Consider the following 22,758-nt stretch of genomic DNA (forward strand, 5'->3'; position numbering starts at 1 on the left):
CTTATAGCGCTCCAAAAGCTTTCAGTTGGGCCGGCATGGCGGCGTATTGGCTGCGCATGTAGTCATCGAAAGGCTTGCCGATGCGTACCCATTGCGCCATGTTCAGCCGGTTCACCAGTTGTTGATGTTCTGGATCAGCCACCGCCTTTTGTAAGGCGTCTTCCAGTCGAGCGACCACGGCAGGAGGCGTTCCGGCGGGCCCGCCAAGTCCGTAAGGCAAGGTGGTAGTGGCATCAATGCCTAGTTCGCGCGCAGTGGGCACGTCGGGCCACTGCGTCAGGCGCTGTTCGGAAGAAACGGCCAGCATGCGAAGGCGGCCACCGCTCACGGTACCGGCCATGGCACCGACCGCATCACAGATCACGTCGATCTGCCCGCCGAGCGCCGCAGTGATGATGGCCGCGCTGCTGGGGTAGGGAACGCCCAGGTAGCTCGCGCCGGTCTGGCTTTCCAGCACCTTCATCGCCCATGACGGCAGCTTTGGTGAACCCGCTGCGCCGTAGCTCAATTTGCCGGGCGATTGCTTGCCCTCGGTCACCAGCTGGTTGAGTGTCTTGATAGGCGAGTCGGCCTTGACGGCCCAGCCGAACGGAACAGTGGCACCGACGCCGATGTACTTGAAATCACTTGCCGGGTCGTACAGGTTGTTGCCCAGGACGCGTTCGCGCATCATCACTTCCGTGAGGTTGCCTATGGTGTAGCCGTCCGGTGCCGCGTTCTTGATGTAGGCCGTCCCGACAGCACTACCCGCGCCGGGTTTGTTCACGATCACGATCGACTGCCCCAGTTGCCTGGACATGAGCAGCCCCAGGCCTCGGTAGTAGATGTCACTGGTTCCCCCCGGGCCGTAGCAGACGATCAACTCGATCGCTTTGTTTGGGTAGGACTGCGCACGTGCTGGCAGGGCGATCGCAGCGGCGCTTGCGCCCAGCAGGCCCAGGACTTTACGGCGGGTGGTGGACGAATCGGTCGATGTGCGAAGTGTGCGCATGGGGCTTGTCTCCTGGCGTTGTAGGTGCCGGGATCGTAGAAGCAGGGGCCCGCTGCAACAACCTCATGTCAGGAACTCCATGCATGCCCCGCAGGCACACATGCGTGCGAATCCGGGGTCTTAGGGGGAGTGGGTGGGGGTTTACCCGCCAAGCCGTTCGGTGATGTAGTCAAGGAATACCCGCACGCGCAAGCTCATCATGTGCTCGTGATTGCGGTGCACGGCCCATACCGGCTCGCGCTGCGATGCTAGTTGGCCCGGTAGAACCGGTATCAACCTGCCTGCGGCAAGATCTTCAGCGATGACATGGTCGGCCACGCGGATGATGCCCACGCCGCGTACCGCCATTAGGCGCAACAGCTCGGCGTGGTTGGAAAGTAAATTGCCGCTGATCGAAGGTCGGCCTGCATCCGGCTCATCCCGGAACTGCCACGGAATAGTGTGCGTGTGTACCGAAAAATTCAGGCAGTTGTGCTTGGACAGATCGGATGGCTCCATGGGTGTCCCACGTTGAGCCAGGTAGTCCGGAGATGCGCATACGATCCATTCGGTCTCGCAAAGTTTTCGCGAAAACGCACCGCTGTCTTCCAGCGCCCCGATGCGAATGGCCAGATCGAACCCGTACTTGATCAGGTCCAACCTGTCGGTGCCAAGCTGTAGATCCACCGTCAATTCGGGGTACAGAATCAGGAAATCAGAAAGAATGGGCGCCAGCCTATAGGCAAAAGCGGGCAGCGAGTAGATGCGGATCTTGCCTTGCGGGCGCGACAGCGAGATGCTGACTTGGCCCTCAGCGTCGGAAAGGGCTTCGAGTACTCGCCGGGCGCCGGCCACAAAGGTATCGCCTTCGGGCGTCAATGCCAGTGATCTAGATGTGCGATGCAGCAGCCGCACGCCTAGCCGCGACTCGAGCTTCGTGATGATCTTGCTCAGGGCCGATGCGGTGAGGCCGAGCTCGCGAGCCGCGCTGGTGAAGCTGCCTAGCTCCACCGAACGCACCAGGGCGGTCAGTTCAAGTATGCGATCCGTCGACATGGCCGGAGCATGCCACAGTTGCTGCCGCTAGGACGTGCTGCAACGGAGCGAAGATGGTTTTGAGCCCACTCATTGACCAGGCGGGCCTCGCCCATTCGCTGACTCCTCCTGGCCAGGGTGAGCGGCCACGGAGAGGTTAGACCAAGTTGGCAGCGCGTAGATCGCTTCTCAAGCCGGTTCGATGTTCGCGGACTTAAACAGCGCGCGCCATTTCGGAAAGTCTTTCTTCACATATTCGTCTGATTGTTGAGGGTTGAGATTGAGTGCGCGGTTGCCCTCGGATTTCCCGCGTTCAACAATTTCAGGGTCCAACAGAACGGCATGGACGTCTTCCCAGAGTTTGTCCACGATGGGACGTGGTGTGCCAGAGGGAACGAAGAATCCACTCCAGCTGTCCACCGCGACAGTGGGGAATGTCTCTGCAATGGTGGGTATGTTGGGAAACTGAGGCAAGCGCTTGCCGCCCGTGATAGCCATGATGTGCAGGTTGTTCTTTTGGCCAAAATTCAGCGCCGTGCTCATGGGGCACCAGGCGGCGTGAAGCACCTTGCCCATCAGATCCGTGTAGAGCGTGTTGGAGTTGTACCTGGCATAGGGATAGGAGACGCCGATGGCTTTCTCGAAGAGCCTGTGTGCGACTTCTGCCGTCGTGCTACCGCCGCCCATCCCGTTGTCAGGCGGGTTGGCACGGATACGCTTGGCCAAGCCTTCCACTCCAAGGCGAGCGTCTTCTGGACGTACCAGAATACAGAAAACGGATTCAAGCATGACTGTGACGGCAGAAAAATCCTTCTCTGGGTCGTACTGCAGTTTCTTGAATAGCCCGGGCGCCGCCGTGATGGAGGAATTGGTGGCGTACAGCATCATCTGGCCATCCGGTTTTGACCGCGATGCGAGTGTGGTGCCAATGGTGGTACTTGCGCCAGGCTTGAGCGACACCACAACAGGCCGGCCCATGCGCTTGGACAGCTTATCGGCAAAAAGGCGACTGAACACATCAGGCGGTGAACCTGGTGCGAACGGTACGAGAAGCGTGAAGACATCGCCGCTCATTTGAGCAAGGGAAGTTCCAGGCATGAGTGCCATGGAGGTGCCCGCAGCGGCCATCCATCCCATGACGCTTCTCCGATTCATCTCAGGAAGGGTGTCCTCAGCACGGGCCAGAGGCTTCAAATTCAGTGGGTCGTTATAAACCATACGAGTCTTTCTTTATCCAGTGGCCATTCCGAGCGTTTGTGCGCGATGGCGTGGTTGTTCCAAATGACGATGTCGCCGGTTTTCGGTTCGATGTCCCAGGGTTCTCCGTTGGACAGAGCGTGTGACCACAGGAGTTCAAGAAACGCAGCGCTTTGCTTTTCATCCATGCCCTGAACGGGGCTGTCTGGGCGAGCGGGCAGGCAGAGCTGCGGAATGCCAGATTCAGAGATCATCACCAGGGGGTGTATGGCGCCTTTGTGGCGCTCTTCCCAGGACAGGGCTGCGGCTTGACCAGGTGGCTCCACATCGACGCCTACCGGGTGTTCGTAGTGAACGGCGCCCAGCCCGCGCAGTTGCGCCTGGGTTGCAGGCGGCAGTGTGGCGTAGGCCTTTCTCATGTCCGCGAAACTCAACCAACCTCCCCCGTCGTTCACATTCACTGTGTACTGCGCGGCCAACTTGGGGATGGGCCCGGCGGTGCTGTAGTCCGCGTGCCAGATGTGAGCTACATCCGCGCGCGTCAACTTACTGGGGATGTTGTCTGAAGTTCGCCGCCCCACGAATACATATTCACTCGCTGGCGGCGACAAGGACTTGTCTTTAATTCGAGCGGGCCTGACCTCTCCAAACAATTGACCCAGATCTACGAACTGATCGGCATCAATATTCACATCTGACAGGACCACCACGCCGCGGTGAACCAGCAAATGCTGGATGGTTTCAACATCCTTGGGGTGGGCGCGCAGGTTCTGGAGCTGCTGGCCGCGCACGCGAGTGCCGAAAGTCTCACTGATAGGGGTGACCTCAAGTGCATTCATCGCGAACAACCGCGCTGCGCACAGAGGGGCCAACCTGTGTGCGCTCCTGTTAATGCCAGGCTGGCTGAGAGCCTCATGCTGGCAACATTCATGTTCATACCCATATGTGAATGACGGTTCCGTTTTGGAAATAGGAGCTTATAGCGGTCTGTTGCCGATCGTACTCAGGGAAAACACTTAAATATCCTCTAAAAATAGTATCAACGACTGCTTTAAATAGGCTTAGAAAACTGATCTAATATTCACATATGCGAACGTCCAGCGAACAAACCAGTGAAGTGAGCAGCAGCAAGACTGCCCGTACCGGCCCCATGGCCGTCAATCGCGTGCTGAGCCTGTTGCAGACACTGGCCAGCCCAGAGGCGCCCTATTCCCTGGCTCGGTTAAGCACTTTGCTGGGCACTCCTAAGCCGAGTGCGTTGGCGCTGCTCAATGAGTTGGTGTGCCTGGGCTATGTGCGCCGGGTGGGCAGTGGGTTTGAGTTGGGCTCGCGCTCGTTCCGCTTGGGACTTCAGTTGATGTCCATGGATTCAGTGAGTCGGTTGATTCGAGATGGGCTTCGCCAGGTCAGTGAAGAACTGAAGATGACAGTGGCTTTTGGGTACCTTGATAGAGCCGCCAGAACATTGGTCTACGGAGACCGCTACGACGCGGGTGGTTCGGTTCGTTATGACGTGCAGCTGGGCACACCACTGGCCATTCACTCAAGAGCGCTAGGTCGGTTGCTGGTGGCCTATGAACCTGAAGACAGCTGGTCTTATTGGCTGGGTGTTGAGCCTTATGAAGCCTTCACACCCCATACGGAAACGACGCTTGCTGGCCTGTCGGAAGCGCTGAAGAAAATAAGGCGAGATGGCTTGGCGCGTACGGCGTCTGAGCAGTACGTGGGCATTGGAAGCTACGCCCTGCCCATATTCGATGAAAACGGGCATGTTTCATGCGGCATTGCGGTTCAGACTTACGTGCCCGCACTAGAGGCGCATGAGCCCAAGGTCATCGCCGCACTGCGTGCGACGGCGGCGCTGCTCGGCAAGGAATTCACGGCACGCCGCATTACCCGCGAAACCTTGCCCAAGCATACGTAGCCTGGAAGGTGCCTGGTCGAATCCCAATCAGGGGGTGAATGTGGGACGTGTTCGCGTGGTGGCTAGCCGCCTTGCGCGCCGCTTGTGCCACCAGATCACGACCCCGGTGATCGATAGCACCGCGATCAAGATTCCCAGGAGCGCGACGAACACCCGGTAGGGTTCGCCACCTATCTGCGCCACATGCAAAGCCTGTAGCCATTCGCTCACTAAGTGACCGCTTTGCTCGCCAGTGGAGGCCATGCTGCCGCGCATCCGCAGTGCAAAAACTTCACCAGTGCGTGCATCGATCCATGCCTGTGTGCCGCCACCCCGGTTACGCACGTCAAGACTGGTCTCCGCCCTATACATCCAGGCACCCTGCTTTTCTCTCAGCCAAAGACTTTCTTCTCGAACAATGGCGCCGCCCTCGCGCATCACGGCATCTTCTACGGCCTGTTTTCCGAGCGTTCGAGCCTCCTGCCAACTGATCACCGGCGCTCCCTTGAGTGGGGTGCGCTTTGGCATCACATGGTCGAACGTCAACACGGACGACATCACGGGCTGATAGACCTCCTGCCTGAGATTCAGCATGACGCTCGACCATGCAAACACCAGCAACGCAAGCCAAAGCCAAAGGCCTGCCGCGCGATGTATATCCAGGTTCTTGCGAAAGCTTGAAGACGGACGCTTGATCTTCCAGGCAGGGGCCCATTTCTTGAAGAAGGGACGACCTCTCGGCCAGGTCAACGCAACCCCGATGAAGCAGTCTATGGTCCACAGCAGCGCCACCAATCCCATGAATACCTTGCCCCATGGATGTGGCAAAGCCAGGGCTTCGTGCAGCCGCCAGACGAAGGGCACGATGTTCTCGCGCTGCCATTCCCCTTGAGACAGTAGTGCGCCCCATTTGCGGCTGCCTGCGATCTCACCGGTGTACGGGTTAACGAACACCTGGTCGACCTCCAACACGCCCGGTTGCCCTGTGTCTGGGTTGTCGCGTGCGAACAGGTAGAACATCGTGGTGTGTCCTGCCTGCGGGAACGACATGTGCAAAACACGGGCTTGCGGAAAGGCCCGTTCCACCTTCTCGCGGACCTGGAAGGGATCAAGCAGGCGAGGTTCCGTGCCGACTGAAGGCGTGGCCAGGAACCAGTGCGGATTGATGAACGCTTCCAGCTCTTCCTTGTAAGTCAGCGCGCTGCCGGTGAGAGCCGCCACGGCGAGAAAGATCGCCGTGCCGAGGCCCACCCAGCGGTGCAACACCACCAGGGCGTGGCGCATGGGGTAACTCTTACCAGCGATAGCTGGCGGTCAGGATCACCCCACGTGGTGCGCCGTAGTCGCACCCGATCACACCATTCAGGCAGGTCGACGGAATGTAGCGCTTGTCGGTCACGTTGCTGACGTTGACCGCGTAACGCCATGGGCCGCGTTGGTAGCTGACGCGCAGATCTGCCAAGGTATAAGCGGGTGTTCCAAGGATATTGCTGGACTTGCTACCCGGGCGTTGAGAGACATAGCGCACCCCTCCGCCTAGCACCCAGCCTTGCAGGCCTATTCCAGCTAACTCGTAGTCGATCCAGGCGGATGCCACGTGCAATGGGGCCGCGTAAAAGCGTGTGCCCAATTCAGCAGGGATGTTCGAGCGCGTGATGTTGGCATCCGTATAGGAGTACGCAGCTATCAACTCCACATGACGGCCTACTTTGCTCCGGGCTTCAAGCTCAAGCCCGCGTGAACGTACTTCGCCAGTCTGGGCTTGATATGAAGGGTCCACCGGGTCTGGCGTGGTGACATTCGTGCGTGTGAGTTGATAAATCGCGGCGCTCAGCAACGTACGGCTTCCTGGTGGCTGATAGCGAATACCCACCTCATACTGAGTGCCCTTGGTGGGTTTCAACCGCTGCGCGAAGCGGTCGAGCCCGCCGGTGGGTTCAAACGACTGGCTGAAGCTTACATAGGGGGCCAGGCCGTTGTCGGCCAGATAGACAAGACCTGCGCGCCCAGTGAAGGCACTTTGGGTTTCGTTGGCATCTGACCCTGGATCGTGCAAGGCCAGAGATTCTGTGCGTGTGCGGTCGTAGCGTCCCCCCACGAGCAAAACCCACTGACGGTTAATCTTCACCTGATCCTGCAGGTAAAGGCCCGTCTTGTTTTCATTGGTGCGGAATTGCCTCCAAGGGGTGGTGGCGAATGCCGCGCCATACGTTGGATTGAAAACGTCGATGGAGGCGAGCGATCCGCGCTCACGATCGGAGGCGTGGCGCGAACGTGAATAGTCGATTCCAGCGAGCACGGTGTGCTGAACTTTATCTTCGCCAAACTTGAACTGAAGATGGGAGTCTGAGGTGAGTATGGAGGTGCTGTCGGCAAACCAGCGTGCTTGCCGGCCCAGCAGGCGCTGATTTGTTCCGTTCACGTAGCCGGACATGAGGAAATAGCGGTAGTCCAGATCAGAGTTGTACTGGCGCAGCCCGTGCCTAAGCGTGACCGCGTCAGAAAATGCGTGCTCAAACAGGTAGCTGAAGGTGCGGGTCTGAGTATCGAAGTTGTTGTCGGTGGGCTCCCCCAGGTAGCGATTGACGGGGATAACGCCATTGGGGTTGGGAAGCAGCGTGCCGATTGCCGGGAGGGTGCCGGGGTCCGATGCATCGGTTTTCTGGTAGCTGGCCAGCAGCGTGAGTGAGGTGTCTTTTGATGGCCGCCAGGTGAGCGCGGGCGCCACGTATATACGATCGTCTTTTCCGAAGTCTTTGAACGTATCGCTCTTGCGCGCCAAGGCCGTCAAGCGGTAGGACCACTCGCCACGCTCGTCGATGGGCCCGGTCAGGTCCGCCGACAATTGACGGCGGCCGTAGCGGCCAAGCTCGAGGTTGACTTCACGCGAGGCAATGGGTTGTGGCCGCTTGCTCACCGTGTTGATGACGCCGCCAGGCGCCGCTGCGCCATATAAAACCGATGAAGGCCCCTTGAGCACCTCTACGCGCTCCAGACCGTAGGTCTCCTGCTGTCCGTTGTAGATGTTGGCCATGTACTTCATGCCATCACGGTAGAAGCTGCCGTACTGGGCATCCGCCTGAAATCCACGGATGAAGAAGGAGTCTGAAACGGCCGGGTTCATGCCGACGACGCCCGAGGCCAGTCCCGAGCTGTAGGCCAGGGCTTCTTGAAGCGTGTTGGCCTTCTGGGTCTGCATCTGCTCGCTTGTGACCACCGATATGCTCTGTGGCGTCTCAATCAAGAGCGTGTCTGTCTTGGTGGCGGTGGCACTTCGTCTGGCCAGGTAACCTTCACCAGGCCCGAAGGCAGACTCTTGTATGGCGCCTGCGGTGACTTTCACTGTGGGGAGTGTTGCAACGTCTCCACCTTCGGTGCCCGCTTTGCTGCTGCCTTCTGCACGCGGCACGATGGCAAAGCCTCCGTCGGGGGTTTCGCGTGGCTGTAGTGGCGAGCCAGCCAGCAGGCGTTCAAGTGCTTCACGTGTGGTGAGCGTGCCTCTGACCGGTGGGGATGTCAGGCGCTCTGCGAGGTCCGTGGAAAACACGATACGAGCGCCCGTCTGGCGGGCAAACGTGGTCAATGCTTTATCTAACGACTGAGCGGGAATGTCTATGGCCACGCTGGCCGACTGAGCGAACACAGCGCAGGCGAGCATGTTGACCGTCAGCAAAGCCAGTTGGCCGATGCGTAATGTCTTTCTCTGGCGCCGCCCTGCAGCATTGATCTCTATGGTTGGAAATGGCACGCAACAATCCCTTATTAGTTCGCGGCGCCCGATATTCAGGACGCCTGGGAATGTGCTCAAAGTCTTTGCGAGAAGACTTTGAGCACGCTCCTATAGGCTTGGCGTGCGAGCGAACCTGTTTGTTGAGGTCGGCTGACAATCAATGTGTAACATATTGTGTTGATCCCGGTCATCAGCATGCGCTTACGGCTTGGCTCGGGGTGGGGTCGCTCGGCTGGCGATCAACACTTGGCCATCTGGCTGGCGCTTGAGAGTCACAGGGAGAATCTTTGGCAAGGTGTCCAATAAGGGTTCGATGCTCTGGACATCGTAAACACCCGAAAGCCGGAGACTGCCCGCCTCAGCGTCTTGCAGCACTATGGGCGCTCGTCTATAGCGCTGCAGTTCGGCCACAGCATCGGCCAACGGTGTTCCGGTGAATTGCAGACGCCCTCGCTGCCAATCGCGCACGGCATCCACATCCACCTTGCGAACAGGCGAAAGATTTCCGTTCTTCACCTTGGCTTCCTGAGAAGCCTCCAGAATCTGCAACGAGGGACCGTGCTGTACTTCCACGGCGCCTTGCAAAACAGAAACTTGAATTTCCTCATGGGCAAAGCGCCGGACATTAAATACCGTCCCGATGTCCCGGATGCGGGTTTCGCCAGCCTGGACGATGAAAGGCCGCCACCCGTGCGTCACCTCGAACAAGGCCTCGCCAGCCTCCAGCCTCACGCGGCGGGAGCGCAGCCGCGTTTCGATCACGAGGCGCGTGCCTGTGTTGAGTTCCAATTGCGTGGCGTCGGCCATCGTCCAGCTGCCGCGCTCACCCACGGCGGTCGTGATTTCTTCGGAGCGCCATGCTGGATCCACGATCCAGAGCGCAGCTACCGCAAAGCCTAGAGCACTCAACTGCACAGCGCGCTTGCGCCTGCTGCGCTTTTCAGCGGTCATGGCGCGGCCTTCAGCGAGGATGCTTTCCTTTGAAGGGAAGTGTTGCCTCAAGGCGTCTTCATAGCCGGCCAGCGCGTCGGAGGGTGTACCAGCGCGTGACGCGTGCTTGAGGGCACGCTTGGGTGTTTGGCTCTGCGGATCACTCATCGCATACGCTCACGCACCAGGGCGCGTGCCGGCTCCCACTCGGTCTCGATTGAGCGCATTGCACGGCTAAGGTGCTGCGTGACCATATTGCGTGAAATGCCTAGTGCATCAGCAATTTCCTGCTGCTGCATGCGGTGAATCCGGTTGAGCAGAAAGACCTGTCGCGCTCGTGGTGGCAGAGCCTCAACGATCTGTACGAGCTGTATCAGATGCTGTTTGAATTCCAGCGCGTACGCGCCGTCTTCAAGGTGCCCAAGCACATCGGGCAACTCGGGTGTTGATTCGAACAGCGCACCTCGTGAGTCATCCGCACGTGCCCGGTCAATGGCGCGATTGCTGGACATCCGGCGCAACAGTGACAGTGGAACCCGTACGGGCTCCTCGGGCGGCTTCTCCATGAGCTCCACGCAAACATCGTGGATGACCTCGCGTGCGAAACCACGGCTTGCGAAGCGCCGACGCACGTATTCCACCAGTTCTTCATAGTGGCGTTCCAAAGCCACCATGACGGCCGAAGATGACGCAGATTCGGTGTGCATGCCAGGTGCGGCGAAGTGGATCAGGTGACGGGGGCGCTAAAAATCGGCCAATTATAGAGAATGCGAATTATTCTCATAAAGAAAGATGGATGGTCGCCCACGGTTTTGGGCGTTGGCAGTGGATGTTCCTCGTAGGGAATGCCTGTCACGCATTTGCCGTGAACATGACACGGGCGTTTCACGCCGGGATGCGACAAATGGCGCTTCATCGAGCGCCACGGTGTTTTATGCCGTGGTGGCCGAGGAGGAGGACCATTTCATGTACACACGCACCCTTTCCGAAGTGATGCCGCGCGCTGCTGGCGCATTGGCTCTGGCCGCCTTGCTGGGCATGGTGGCACCGGCGCATGCCGGGCCTGTGGCGTTCAGCGGCAGCTACACACAGAATTTCAACGCGCTCAGCGCGACAGGCACCGCCAACGCCTGGTCTCAAGGGACCACGCTGGAAGGCTGGTACCTTTACGACAATGCGCTTGGCGCGATTGCCACCTACCGAGCGAGTGACGGCGCAGCCAACAACGGAGCTTTCTACAGTTTCGGCACCGGCGCTAATTCGGATCGTGCCTTCGGGGGCGTGGGCTCCGGGTCTGCGAGTGGCTACGTTGCACTGGCCGCTACGAATACGTCAGGCGCAACCGTCAATACGCTGAACATCACCTTCAATGGTGAGCAGTGGCGCAATGGTGGCAATACCAACAAGCAGCCGATGACCATGCAATATGGCATCAGTGCCGACGCCAGCATAGGCGGCGTGACGAATTGGACCAATTCCTTGTCGTGGGAGTCACCCGTCACCGGCGCGAGCGCTGCTGCGGTTGATGGCAATGCAGCTGGGCGCGTACCCGTTAGCGGGAGCTTGACTGGCCTGAACTGGCAGGCAGGACAGACTTTGTGGTTGCGCTGGATTGAGGCGAATGACAGTGGCAACGACCATGGCTTGGCAATAGACGACTTCCAGATGGAAGGCGGTGCCCCACCAACCGGACCGATGTTCTCCATTGCCGCGCAGGCGGCCGATCTGAATGAAGGCCACAGTGGCAGCACGTCATTTACTTTTACCGTAACGCGAGGTGGTGACACCACACAAGCTGCGACGGTGAACTATGCCGTCACCGGGACCGGTGCCAACCCTGCAGATGCGAGCGATTTCGGGGGCGCATTGCCCGCCGGCACCCTCAGCTTTGCGGCGAATGAAACAAGCAAGACCATCCCAATCTCCGTGGTGGGCGATACCGTCAGCGAACCGGACGAAGCATTCACGGTCACCCTCAGCAACCCTAGCGCGGGGAGCTTGACGACGCCGGCGGCTGGCGGTGTGATCCGCAATGATGACCCCAGTGGCAGCTTCACCAAGATTTCTGCCATTCAAGGCAGTGGCGCTTCGAGTGCACTGGCGGGAAATAGCAATTCCTATCTCATCCAGGGCATGTTGACGGCTTGCCAACCTGGGCTGAGTGGCTTCATGTTGCAGGCTACACGAGCTGAGGAAATGGATAGCGATCCTGCTACCTCTGAAGGCCTGTTCGTCTACTACGGCACGCTCCCTGCCAATTTGCCGGGCTTCATGAGCGGCGGGGCCTGCCCTGTGGGCACCACTTTCCAAGTGACCGGCCGTGTGACGGAGTATCGAGGTCAGACAGAGCTCACCAACCCGCATAGCTATACCGTGGTCTATTCGGGCGGCACTTTGCCGGCCCCGGTCAAGATCACGCTGCCCGTCGCGAGCCAAGACGTGTGGGAGCGCTATGAGGGCATGATCGTCGAGGTGTCTTCTGCCACTCCCAACGGAAAACTGGTCGTTTCTGACAACTACAACCTGGGCCGATACGGCCAGGTAACGCTCTCTCCAGACAATCTGCAGGTGCTGTTTACGGAAACCAATGCGCCTGGCAAAGCGGGTTTTGATGCCTACAACGAACAGCTCAAGCTTAGCCAGATTCTTCTTGACGATGCAGCCGGAGGGCAGAACCCCGCGGGAGGCTTGGTAGGGCGCGGTGGCCAGCCACTTTCGGCCAGCAACCCTTTGCGCGCTGGCGATTACACGGATAAGGTCGTTGGCATCCTGGATCAGTTTGTGTGGCAAAGCAGCAGCGATACCAATAGCGGAACCAACGCTCAGCCGGCGCCTGCAGCTCATGAGACCAACTACCGCATTCAGCCGATCACCGGCGTGGCTCCCAACTTTACCGCCCAGCCGCGGCCTACGAGTGCTGATATTCCAGCGCTCATTCGGAGCGCAGAGGTCAAGGTCGCTGCGACTAACGTACTGAACTTTTTCAGCACGCTGGGCACTACGAGCTTTGTCACGAACGGCGGTGGCAGCATGGCGGGCCGTGGCGCCAGCAACGCCACAGAGTACAAACGTCAGTTGGATAAGTTGGTGGTTCAGTTGCTGGGACTGGATGCGGACGTTTACGGCCTCATGGAAATCCAGAACAATGGTTTCGACGCTCCCACAGACGGCACGGCCCACAACGGCAAGAGTGCGATCCAGTCGCTGGTGGATGCGCTCAATGCGGTAGCCGGGCCTAACACCTTCGCTTTCGTCAAGCAAGCCAATACGGGTACGGACGCCATCATGGTCGCCGTGATCTATAAGCCCGCCAAGGTGACACCGGTAGGTGCTGCTGCCACTCCAGACACTGCCACTTACGATGCATTTGTGGGCACCACTTATGGGAACCGGATTCCGCTGGCGCAGACTTTTGCTTCGCAGGCTGACGGCGAGAAATTCACGGTTGTGGTGAATCACCTGAAGTCCAAAGGCAGCGGCACGGCATTGCAAGGTCAAGACACTGGCGATGGCCAGGGTCATAGCTTTCTCTCACGTGAAAAAGCGGCTCAGCAATTGTTGCAATGGCTGGCCACACATCCTACGGGCGATGCTGACGCTGACGTTCTGATGGTGGGGGATTTCAACGCCTACAGCGCGGAAAAAACGGTGAGTGATCTGGTGGCCGGTGGCTTCCAGAAAGTGTCGGGCGGTTACTCCTATTCGTTCGACGGCTTGTGGGGTTCGCTTGATCACATTTTTGCCAGCAACGCGCTGGCTACCAGCGGCCAGATCGCTGGGGTCTACAAATGGAACATCAACGCAGAAGAGCCAGTGATCCTGGACTACAACCTGGAGTTCAAAAGCACCTCGCAACAAGAGAGCTTCTACGCGGCAGATCAGTACCGCTCCAGCGACCATAACCCGATGATGATCGGCCTGAATCTGGGCGCTCTACCTCCCGAGCAGTTCACGCTTCCGCTCTCAGGTGCATCAGGGGATCTGGCAGGCCAATTCAGTCAAACCACATGCCGCCTGGCTGGTGTGCCTGTGCTGACCGGAGCCTTGCCCGCAACTGCACCCGTAGGTTGGCAGATGTTCTCAGACGTGCTTTCCTTCACCGCCACGGGCTGTGGTGAGGGCGGCAGCTTGACCCTGACCCTCACCTACCCGCAGGCCTTGCCGGCGGGGGCCAAACTCTGGAAATGGGGCCCGACCCACGAAGACGCGAGCAATCACTGGTACACCGTGCCTGCCACGATCAGCGGCCAAACCGTCACCTTCACCTTGACCGATGGGGCCAATGGAGATGCTGACCTGAGCATCAACGGCAGTATCATGGACCCCGCAGTGATCGGCGTGCCGCTCGCAAGCCCAGGTGCTGTGGGTGTTGTGGCACCAGTGCCCACGCTGGGCCAATGGGCACTATGGCTGATGGCCATGTTGATGGCGGCGGTTGCGTTGCATCAACAACGGCGTCGAGGCTGAAGGATCAAGTCCGAGAACGCTGGCATGTTCTCGGACTTGGCAGAGGGCATGCGCTCACTGCCGCGTATGCCCTTCCATGGACTGTGCCCTGTATCCGCTATGGGCTTTGCAGGGACTCCTCAGGCCTTATCGACCTGATTTGATTTCTTGATCCACATCGGCGAGAAAGTCGCTTTTCGCCAACTCGCTCTGAAGGCCTGCTTTGTGCAACCAGTTCGGGTAGGTGGTTCGAAAGTCCGCGTCGATGAGCTCCAGAGGTAGATCGTCAAAGCGGCCGCGGTCGTTGGTGTACTCCATGTGCCGGTTACCGGCCTTGTCGAATGCGTGGTAGATGGAGTCTTGCACACCATCGAAATCCAGTGGGTGCAAGCCGAACTTTTCGCACAGACTCAGGTTGAAGGCAGGGGTGGCTTTGCGCCAGGCGCCATCGATCCAGATGTCTGCGTAGCCATGCCAGATGAACATATCGGTCTTCATTGTCTGGCGCATACGCTCCGTGGACATGTGGTTGCGCACGTCTGCAAAGCCCAGGCGCGCCGGGATGCCGGCGGCGCGGCACACCGCTGTCAGCAATGCGGCCTTGGGCACGCACCAGCCGTATCCGTTTTCGATTACCGTACTGGCACGCATTCCGACAGGAGCGAGGTCGATGCGGTAGGGGTCATAGAGGAAACTGTCACGCACCGCATGAGTCAGGGCCACCGCGCGTTCGCGGTCAGTAGCCCCGTGCGCATGCGAACGAGCGAACTCAGCAACCAGGGGGTGATGGGCATCAATGGCTTCGGTGGCGGCCAGATGGGCGGCGGTAGGCGTATCTTGCATAGGGCCTACGTTATCAAATTTTCAAGGGCTTGCTAGAAAATCCGTTGGCTCTTTGCTCCTCCTGCCGGCCAAGTTCCTAAAATTCACACCAGCGCTGCCGCCTTGGCGCGCTCGAGGGCGAACCTCGCCCACACCTCATTTGCACCTATGCCACGCTTTGCTGCCAACCTGAGCTTTCTCTACCCAGAGTTGCCGTTCCTTGAACGCTTTGAAGCCGCCGCGCGTGATGGCTTCGAGGGCGTCGAATATCTCTTCCCTTATGCTTTCGAGCCACAGCTTCTGGCCGAGCGGCTTGAGGCATGTGGGTTGCAGCAGGTATTGTTCAACGCCCCACCAGGGGGGCTTGATGCTCCCGCTGTAGAGCGTGCGTGGAATGAAGGTGCACGCGGCACCGCTTGTTTACCGGGTCGAGAGGCGGAATTTCGCGCCGGTGTGCAGTTGGCTCTGCGTTATGCGCAAGCACTTCAATGCCCGCGTATTCACTGTATGGCCGGCCTGTTGCCTGAGGGCATGGCGCGCGAGGAGGCTCGCGTCACTTACACGAACAACCTGCGCTGGGCAGCAGCAGAGGCCGCCAAGAGTGGATGTGAAGTATTGATTGAACCCATCAATCCACGCGACATGCCTGGCTTCTTCTTGAACCGGCAGGATGAGGCGCAGGCGGTGGTTCAGGATGTGGGCGCGTCCAACCTTAAAGTGCAGATGGATCTCTATCACTGCCAGATTGTGGAAGGCGACGTGGCCTCCAAGCTTCGCCACTACCTGTCTGCGGGTAGCGTCGGGCATATCCAGATCGCGGGCGTGCCAGAGCGGCACGAGCCCGATGTGGGCGAGTTGAACTATCCCTATCTGTTTCGATTGATCGACGAGTTAGCGGCACAGACAGGATGGTCTGGTTGGGTGGGATGCGAATACAAGCCGGCTCAAGGGGCCACGCCGGGAGGTACCTCGCGTGGTTTGGACTGGCTTCGTGGGTGGCGCGCGTCCTAAAAGCCAGCCCTTTCAAGGCGTCTTGGAAGGAACTGGCTTGGTGAGCCGGGTTCAGCAGTGTTGCTGCTTCGGGACGCTGGAGGGACTGCCGCCCAGCGTGCCCCACGTGAGCGCCACACCTATCAAGGCACCGGTGGCCATACCCACCACCATGGGCAACGGTTTGCCAGTCGAGAACAGGCCCACCACACCCATTGCCGCCGCACCCGTCAGCATCTGTAGCGTGCCCAGCAAGGCCGATGCGGTACCTGCAATGGCGCCGTGTTTTTCAAGCGCGAGCACCGAAGTGGTGGGGATCACCAGGCCCATGAAGGCGCTGGCAATGAAGTAAAGCACCATCAGCACCGCGAGCTGGTCGCCCCCGGCCAGGTAGTAGGCCAGCAGAGCCAACATGACCACACCCGATGCCGTGGCCGCCATCTTCACTACACGAGCCAGCCCGAAGCGCTCACCTAGTGCACCGGTGAACTGCGCCGCCCCGATAAAGGCCACAGCGTTGACGGAGAACCCCAGGCTGTACATCGTGGGGGTCAGCCCGTAGTGGTTGATGAGCACGAAGGGCGAGCCTGCGAGGTAGACGAAGAAACCCGCCATGGCGGAACTGCCAATGAAGACCAGGCCGAGATAATGGGTGTCGCGCAGCAGCACGCCGTAGGCGCGCAGCGCACTGCCCAGGTTGCTTTCCACCCGCTCGGACACAGGGCGGGTTTCGTCCAGCATCGTGTAGATCAGCACCACCCCGGCCAATCCCACCAGTGTGACCGCCCAGAAAACACCACGCCAACCTGTGACGGCAATCACCCCGCTTCCTGCCAGTGGCGCCAGGATGGGCGACACGCTGAACACCAGCATCAGCAGTGACATCAGCCGGGCAGCTTCGTTGCCGGTGTGCAGGTCGCGCACGACTGCGCGCGGAATCGCCATGCCCGCAGCTGCACCCAGACCCTGGATAAACCGCAGAACGATCAATGTCTCGATGTTGGTGGCCATCGCACAGCCGACGCTGGCAACAGTAAACACAATCAGGCCGAAGTACAGCGGTGGCTTGCGGCCCAGCATGTCCGACACCGGGCCATACAAGAGTTGACCCACACCCAGCGACAGGAAGAAAGCCGTGAGGCTCAGTTGAACGGCGCTAACGTCGGCACCCAGACTCTGGCCAATGGCGGGCAGAGCGGGCAGGTACATGTCGATGGCAAAGGGACCAATCGCGGAGAGCAGGCCCAGAATCAGGGCCATTTTGAAGAAACGGGAGGAATGCATACCCCCCGATTGTCACCACACGCTGGAAGCCGTGTGTCAGCAAGGTGGCTCGACCTGTGTTAGTTCTTCATGCCAACAGTGTGATCACCACCACCAGGACCCCGATGGCCAGGTTCACGCCCACCCATGTGCGGATGCTGGCTAGCGCCTTGCCTCCAGCGGCCCAGTCGGCGGCCACCACGGCGCGTTGCAGGCGCTTGAACAGCGCAAAACGGATGTGGCCGAAGATAGCCATCATCACCAGACCCAGCGTGGCCATGATGGTCCACGACAGGGGCATGGAAAAACTGCCACCGGACTGCACCGTCTGTTTGGCTACGCGACCGATCATCCACAGGCCCGAGCCCAACACCAGCAAGATGGCCACCAGCACCGCGTTGAAGAAGCGTTGCAACACGTCCGCCATCAGACGTACTCGCGCGGCGGGCTCCAGCGTTTGGATTGCAGGGCGCAGAAAGAAATGGGCAAACACCATGCCGCCGATCCACACGATGAGGGACAGGATGTGGACGAGTTTGAGGGTGGCGTAGAGCATGGTATTTTTAAATGTGGGGAAGCGGGCATCGTAACAAGCTGCGGTGACCGTGCCGCCCACCCACCGCTAAACAAAATCCTCAGACGCTCAGCCCGAAGGGTTTGAGCCTTATGAAGGCAAGCTGGTTCTAGTCGTCCTGAATCAAATGATTCGAGTCCATCTGCATGGCCAGGCGCTGTGTGATGAGCAAGGAGTCCTTGCGCAAAGACTCCGCGATCTCATCCGCTCTTTGGGCGAAGCTCGGGTTGTCGATATTCACAACAGAAAGTGATGCGAACGGGACGCCCTCAGGGTCTTGAATAGGCACCGCGACCGACACCAGGCCTCGCGCCACGTTGCCATCGTTGAAGCCATAGCCGAGCTTGCGAGAGCGCTGCACCATTCTTCGGCGTTCAAGGGCGTTGACCCGTTTCTGCTGTGCGAGTTGCTTGAAGTAGGCCTTGACGATGGCGTCGGCTTCCACTTCAGGTAGCTGTGAAAGCACGGCAAGCCCGGCTGCCAGCGCCGGCATAGGGCGTCGCGTGCCGGGTTGCCCCCATGCACTATGAATGAGCACGTGGTCGGATCGGGCGATGCACACGACATCTGTGCCGCTGCGAAGGTAAACAAAGCTTGCGCCCTTGAAGCGCCGGGCCACCCGCTCCATAGGCTGGCGGCACGCCTCCTGCAACGAACGGTATGCGGGCACGGTGAGCCCAAGTTCAAACAGTCCTTGGCCCGGCAAGTAGCGCTTGTCGGAAGCCCTCTGCTCCACCACGTGCTCGCGTACCAGGCAGGCCAGTACGCGGCAGGTGGTGCCCATGTCCATGCCGCAGCGCTCCGCGATGTCAGTCAAGCGCGCACCAAACTGATGGTGCGCTGCAACATCACGGATGACAGCCAGGGCACGTTCGATGCTTTGCGTACCGGAGCGTCTGGGTTCAGTGGTGGGCATGTGAGTCTTGAAGAAGAAATGACCCCGCACTTGCTGGGGGTAGCTCCGGGGTCTTGAGAAAAATGGTGGCTAAACAAGACTTTTACATTGTAAAACCAAGCCACCAAATCCCTCTAGGCAATCAGCGAAGGCCTTCCCACAATCGACCGCACGAAATCACAAGACGTGTTGGAGCGCTGATGTCAGTGCTCTGGTTTTTGAGAAGGCCACATGCTGGAGACATTCCTAAATCCCAGGAGTATTGCCGTGATTGGTGCGTCGCAAGACGTCTCCAAAATACGCGGACGGATGCTGCGCATCCTGATCGAAAGCGGCTATGACGGTGTCTTGCTTCCGGTCAATCCGTCGCACGCCACGGTGCAGGGTTTGCCTGCATATCCAAGCATTTCAGCGTTACCGCAGCGCGCGGATATGGCGCTGATTGCCACCCCGGCAGAGGCCGTGTGTGATGTGCTGCGCGAATGCGCTGGTGCTGGGATCATGAACGCGGTGGTCTTCACAGCTGGTGCAGCGCATGGCACTGAAGCGGAACGGCAACTGGTCTCCCGTATGTCCGCGGTAGCCCTGGAAACCGGTATGCGCGTGCTGGGGCCAAACTGTGAAGGCTTCTTTAATGTGCGCGACAACGTCGCGGGAAACTTCAGCCCGTCCATTCACCTTGCAGCGCCGCTGCACATACAAGGCGGACTGCAACGGCCCATCAGCATCGTCTCGCAAAGTGGTGCTGTCGGATTTGGGCTCTTTACTCAGTTGAAGCAGCAAGGCCTGATCTGCCGGCATCTGGTCACCACAGGCAACGAAGCTGACCTGGAGTGCCTGGATTTTGTGGAGCACATCGTCAGGGAGGGTGGCAGCGGTCCTATCCTTTTGTTCGTCGAAGGGTTGAAAGATGGCCAGCGCTTTGCCCGGGTGGCGAAGCTGGCTGCCGACCATGAAGTGCCTCTGGTGTTCTGCAAAGTCGGCAACTCGATTGCCGGAGCCAGGGCGGCGGCTTCACACACTGCCCACCTCACTGGGGCCATGACCGCGTATGAGGCTACCTTTAGACGTTACGGTGTCGTGAGCGCGCTGGATTCAGATCAGGCGTTGACGGCAACCAGGGTGTTGGCTTGCCTGTCCCCGGCGCGTGGAAACCGGGTTGCCGTGCTGTCTACTTCGGGCGGAACGGGCGTGTGGCTGGCGGACGCCTGTTCCGCCATGGGGTTGGAATTTCCGGTGCCAGATGAGGCGCTGCACGCTCGCCTTGCGAAAGTGATTCCCGCCATTGGTGGCATTGCGAATCCGGTGGACATGAGCGCGAGCGTGATTGAAGGCCAGGGCGAGGTGCTGGCAGAAGCACTGCGCGTGATGACTGAGGCCAACTACATGGATGCGGTGGTCATTGCGATGTCTCTGGCTGCGAAGGATCGCATCAAGCAGATGCAGCCTGCGCTTGAGCCATTTCTCGCATCTACATCGCTTCCAGTCATCATTCATTCCCAGGCCTACGCGACCCAGGATAACCTGGATGCGCTGTCCCGGATGGGGGGCTTGGCCTTGGGTATGCGCGACACCGCCTTTGCGCTCAAGACCTTGAGTGACTATGGGGCATTTCGGCGGACGTGGAGCTCGCAGAAAGCGTGCATTGAATCGGTTGCCAGTGCGCCCCTCGTGTCGGAGCAGGCATGCCGGGAAATGCTGGACCAAGGCAAGCAGGCACAACTGCTTCGCGCCTATGGCATTGCCTTACCCCCTGAGGCCGTGGTGGCATCCAAGAAAGAGGCACTTCTTGCCGCGCACGGTATGGGTTACCCCGTGGCGCTCAAGATCGTGTCCGCTCAGGTTCAGCACAAAACGGAGGTAGGCGGCCTGGCTCTGGATGTGCGCAGTGATGAGGATCTGGAAAGCGCCTATGAGCAGGTACTGACCAACGTCGCACGTGCTGCTCCGCAGGCACGCATTGAGGGCATGCAGATCCAGAAGATGATGCCGCCCGGGTTGGAGATGGTCTTGGGCATCACCCGGGATCCAGATTTCGGGCATCTGCTCATGGTGGGACTGGGCGGCGTGTTCGTTGAGCTGCTTCGTGATGTGGCGTTCTCGCCCGTACCCGTCTCGCCGGACCAGGCCGAGGATTTGATTCGCTCGCTCAAAGGTTTTTCGCTCCTGGAGGGCTGGCGCGGTGGGGAGCCTGGCGATGTGCGGGCCCTCGCGCTGTTGGCCAGCGGCCTGGCGCGTCTCGCAGCTGAGCATCCAGACGCTATTGAAGAAATCGATCTCAACCCGGTGCTGGTTTACGCAAGCAGTGTGTGCGCAGTGGACTACCTGGTGATCCCGCACCGTAACGCCTTAGCCGTTCGCCCTGAGCCTGTCGAAGGGCTTAAGCAGATTCAGCCGGAACGGACCCCAGATCTCATTGACTGCTCATCCAAGAAAGAACATTGATGAACCCGACTTCTCCTTCATCGCCTGTCAGGTCGCCAGATCTGGACTACGAGCAGTTTCTGCGCGAGGGCCGCTTCATGATCCAGCGCAGCGCCAGCAGTGGTGCGTATGTGTTCTATCCCCGCATTGCAGAACCTGTGACGGGGGCTATGGATCTCGAATGGGTCAACGCCTCAGGCAATGGCACGGTCTACTCCGCCACGGTGATCCGCCCTCGCGCTCCGGCGCAGCCTTACAACGTTTGCCTGATTGATCTGGAAGAGGGGCCTCGGATGATGTCGCGTGTGGACGGCATGGCCGCCGATGCGGTACAGATAGGCATGCGCGTGACGGCACGCATTGTGCAAGAGGGTGATAAGCCCCTAGTTGTGTTCTTTCCGATGGAAGGGAGCTCGGTATGAGCAAATTTCCAAGAGGCAAGACAGCCGTAGTGGGCGCCGCGACCTATGGTCTCGGTGAAGCGCCCGGATTCACAGCGTTGGAGCTTGCCGCCGGGGCGAGCTTGGCCGCTCTGGACGATGCAGGCCTGGCTTTGAAGGATGTCGATGGCCTGTTCGTCGCGCTCCCGGAAGATCAATTTTCGGGGTTGAGCCTGTCAGAATATTTCGGTATCCACCCTGCCATCACAGACAACAACCGTGTGGGCGGCTCGTCGTTTCAAACCCACGCCATCGTGGCCGCCCTGGCACTGGAGGCTGGTCTATGCAATGTGGCACTGATCGCCTACGGAAGCAACCAGCGCAGCGCCGCAGGCAGGCTGGTCACACCGACTCGGCCTTTCCCATATGAAGGCCCGTACAAGCCGACTTATCCGATATCAGCCTACGCGCTGTCGGCTGCACGACACATGTACCAGTACGGAACGACCCGCCGTCAGTTTGCCGAGGTGGCCGTAGCTGCACGTGCCTGGGCGCAACTCAACCCCGAGGCATTCGCGCGTGATCCACTCACCATTGATGAAGTGCTGGCCTCGCGCATGGTGTCCGACCCTTTGAGCGTGCGTGATTGCTGCCTGGTGACTGATGGCGCCTCTGCCGTCGTGATGACGCGTGCCGACCGTGCGCGCCACACGACGCATGCACCCGTGCACCTGCTGGGAGGAGCTGCAGCCACCACACACCGAAACATCATGGCCATGGATGACCTGACCGTGACAGGCGCGGCAGATTCTGGGCGCCGGGCTTTCGAGTATGCCGGCCTCCAACCAGCGGATGTCGATGTACTCCAGCTCTATGACGCTTTCACGATCAACCCCATTCTCTTTCTGGAAGACCTGGGGTTTTGCAAGAAAGGCGAAGGCGGAGCGTTCGTGGAGGGCGGGCGCATAGCGCCGGGCGGTGCGTTGCCGGTGAACACCAATGGCGGTGGGCTCTCGTGCACGCACCCCGGGATGTATGGCCTTTTCACCATGGTTGAAGCGGTGCGCCAATTGCGTGGTGATACCGGCGCACGTCAGGTCCAGGGAGCCAAGGTCGCACTTGCACATGGGAATGGGGGCACTTTGTCGAGCCAGGCCACGCTGATCTTCGGTACAGAAGAAACGCTTTAAGGAGTCGCC

18 protein-coding genes are annotated in these 22,758 nt (G+C 59.5%); 6 read left to right on the plus strand and 12 right to left on the minus strand.

Going from position 1 to position 22,758, the window contains the following annotated elements; genetic code table 11:
* Position 1: 1 nt before the first annotated feature.
* From G518_RS34890 to G518_RS0112265, 4 genes are all read right to left on the minus strand, one after another.
* Positions 2–991 carry a tripartite tricarboxylate transporter substrate binding protein gene (locus tag G518_RS34890; protein WP_051236509.1) on the minus strand — a complete coding sequence of 330 codons (990 nt, stop codon included), beginning with the start codon at positions 989–991 and terminating at the stop codon, positions 2–4.
* A 141-nt stretch (positions 992–1,132) separates the two neighbouring features.
* Positions 1,133–2,026: a LysR family transcriptional regulator gene (locus G518_RS0112255; protein ID WP_028602791.1), complete on the minus strand. Its 894-nt coding sequence runs from the start codon at positions 2,024–2,026 to the stop codon at positions 1,133–1,135.
* 168 nt (positions 2,027–2,194) lie between these two features.
* Complete coding sequence (locus G518_RS38440; RefSeq protein ID WP_028602792.1) at positions 2,195–3,223, minus strand: Bug family tripartite tricarboxylate transporter substrate binding protein; 1,029 nt, start codon at positions 3,221–3,223, stop codon at positions 2,195–2,197.
* Entirely contained in the window at positions 3,202–4,041 is an 840-nt protein-coding gene (locus G518_RS0112265) for a TauD/TfdA dioxygenase family protein (RefSeq protein WP_156909370.1), read from the minus strand. The genes G518_RS38440 and G518_RS0112265 overlap by 22 nt, the downstream gene beginning before the upstream one ends.
* 248 nt (positions 4,042–4,289) lie before the next feature.
* On the opposite strand from G518_RS0112265, the gene G518_RS0112270 reads away from it, so the two are divergent.
* Positions 4,290–5,126, plus strand: a complete 837-nt coding sequence (locus G518_RS0112270) for an IclR family transcriptional regulator (RefSeq protein WP_028602794.1) — start codon at positions 4,290–4,292, stop codon at positions 5,124–5,126.
* Positions 5,127–5,153: 27 nt separating this feature from the next.
* Here G518_RS0112270 and G518_RS0112275 read toward each other — a convergent pair whose 3' ends face one another.
* The 4 genes from G518_RS0112275 to G518_RS0112290 form a co-directional block, all read right to left on the minus strand.
* A complete protein-coding gene (locus G518_RS0112275) occupies positions 5,154–6,389 on the minus strand; it encodes a PepSY-associated TM helix domain-containing protein (RefSeq protein ID WP_028602795.1) in 1,236 nt (411 codons plus the stop codon).
* A gap of 10 nt (positions 6,390–6,399) precedes the next feature.
* Positions 6,400–8,853, minus strand: coding sequence for a TonB-dependent siderophore receptor (locus G518_RS0112280; protein ID WP_051236511.1), 2,454 nt, complete (start codon positions 8,851–8,853; stop codon positions 6,400–6,402).
* 183 nt (positions 8,854–9,036) lie between these two features.
* Positions 9,037–9,933 carry a FecR family protein gene (locus G518_RS34900; protein WP_051236513.1) on the minus strand — a complete coding sequence of 299 codons (897 nt, stop codon included), beginning with the start codon at positions 9,931–9,933 and terminating at the stop codon, positions 9,037–9,039.
* On the minus strand, positions 9,930–10,472 hold the full coding sequence (locus tag G518_RS0112290) for a sigma-70 family RNA polymerase sigma factor (protein ID WP_211231708.1): 543 nt from the start codon (positions 10,470–10,472) through the stop codon (positions 9,930–9,932). The genes G518_RS34900 and G518_RS0112290 overlap by 4 nt, the downstream gene beginning before the upstream one ends.
* Before the next feature lie 259 nt (positions 10,473–10,731).
* Here G518_RS0112290 and G518_RS34905 point away from each other — a divergent pair, with 259 nt between their 5' ends.
* Positions 10,732–14,232, plus strand: a complete 3,501-nt coding sequence (locus tag G518_RS34905; protein WP_169457937.1) for an ExeM/NucH family extracellular endonuclease — start codon at positions 10,732–10,734, stop codon at positions 14,230–14,232.
* A gap of 126 nt (positions 14,233–14,358) precedes the next feature.
* On the opposite strand, the gene G518_RS0112300 is transcribed toward G518_RS34905, so the two are convergent.
* A complete protein-coding gene (locus G518_RS0112300) occupies positions 14,359–15,054 on the minus strand; it encodes a transglutaminase-like domain-containing protein (protein WP_028602798.1) in 696 nt (231 codons plus the stop codon).
* Between the two features lie 147 nt (positions 15,055–15,201).
* Between G518_RS0112300 and otnI the strand changes: the two genes are divergently transcribed.
* The gene (otnI, locus tag G518_RS0112305) at positions 15,202–16,044 is read left to right on the plus strand and encodes a 2-oxo-tetronate isomerase (protein ID WP_028602799.1); all 843 of its coding nucleotides are present in this window, start codon (positions 15,202–15,204) and stop codon (positions 16,042–16,044) included.
* A gap of 51 nt (positions 16,045–16,095) precedes the next feature.
* Here otnI and G518_RS0112310 read toward each other — a convergent pair whose 3' ends face one another.
* The 3 genes from G518_RS0112310 to G518_RS0112320 all read right to left on the minus strand — a co-directional run bounded on the left by G518_RS0112310 (position 16,096) and on the right by G518_RS0112320 (position 18,776).
* Positions 16,096–17,307: a multidrug effflux MFS transporter gene (locus G518_RS0112310; protein WP_028602800.1), complete on the minus strand. Its 1,212-nt coding sequence runs from the start codon at positions 17,305–17,307 to the stop codon at positions 16,096–16,098.
* 67 nt (positions 17,308–17,374) lie between these two features.
* Positions 17,375–17,842, minus strand: coding sequence for a CopD family protein (locus tag G518_RS0112315; RefSeq protein ID WP_028602801.1), 468 nt, complete (start codon positions 17,840–17,842; stop codon positions 17,375–17,377).
* A gap of 127 nt (positions 17,843–17,969) precedes the next feature.
* Positions 17,970–18,776 (minus strand): IclR family transcriptional regulator, encoded by an 807-nt coding sequence (locus G518_RS0112320; RefSeq protein WP_028602802.1) that lies wholly within the window; start codon positions 18,774–18,776, stop codon positions 17,970–17,972.
* Positions 18,777–18,986: 210 nt separating this feature from the next.
* On the opposite strand from G518_RS0112320, the gene G518_RS0112325 reads away from it, so the two are divergent.
* From G518_RS0112325 to G518_RS0112335, 3 genes are read left to right on the plus strand one after another with little or no spacing between them, the layout of a single operon-like run.
* Positions 18,987–21,200: an acetate--CoA ligase family protein gene (locus G518_RS0112325; protein WP_028602803.1), complete on the plus strand. Its 2,214-nt coding sequence runs from the start codon at positions 18,987–18,989 to the stop codon at positions 21,198–21,200.
* Positions 21,200–21,601 carry a Zn-ribbon domain-containing OB-fold protein gene (locus G518_RS0112330; protein ID WP_051236517.1) on the plus strand — a complete coding sequence of 134 codons (402 nt, stop codon included), beginning with the start codon at positions 21,200–21,202 and terminating at the stop codon, positions 21,599–21,601. Before G518_RS0112325 ends, G518_RS0112330 begins: the two co-directional genes overlap by 1 nt.
* The gene (locus G518_RS0112335) at positions 21,598–22,749 is read left to right on the plus strand and encodes a thiolase (RefSeq protein WP_028602805.1); all 1,152 of its coding nucleotides are present in this window, start codon (positions 21,598–21,600) and stop codon (positions 22,747–22,749) included. Before G518_RS0112330 ends, G518_RS0112335 begins: the two co-directional genes overlap by 4 nt.
* Positions 22,750–22,758 lie beyond the last annotated feature (9 nt).

This window comes from Ottowia thiooxydans DSM 14619, from assembly GCF_000422885.1.
In the GTDB taxonomy this organism is placed as follows: Bacteria; Pseudomonadota; Gammaproteobacteria; order Burkholderiales; family Burkholderiaceae_C; genus Ottowia; species Ottowia thiooxydans.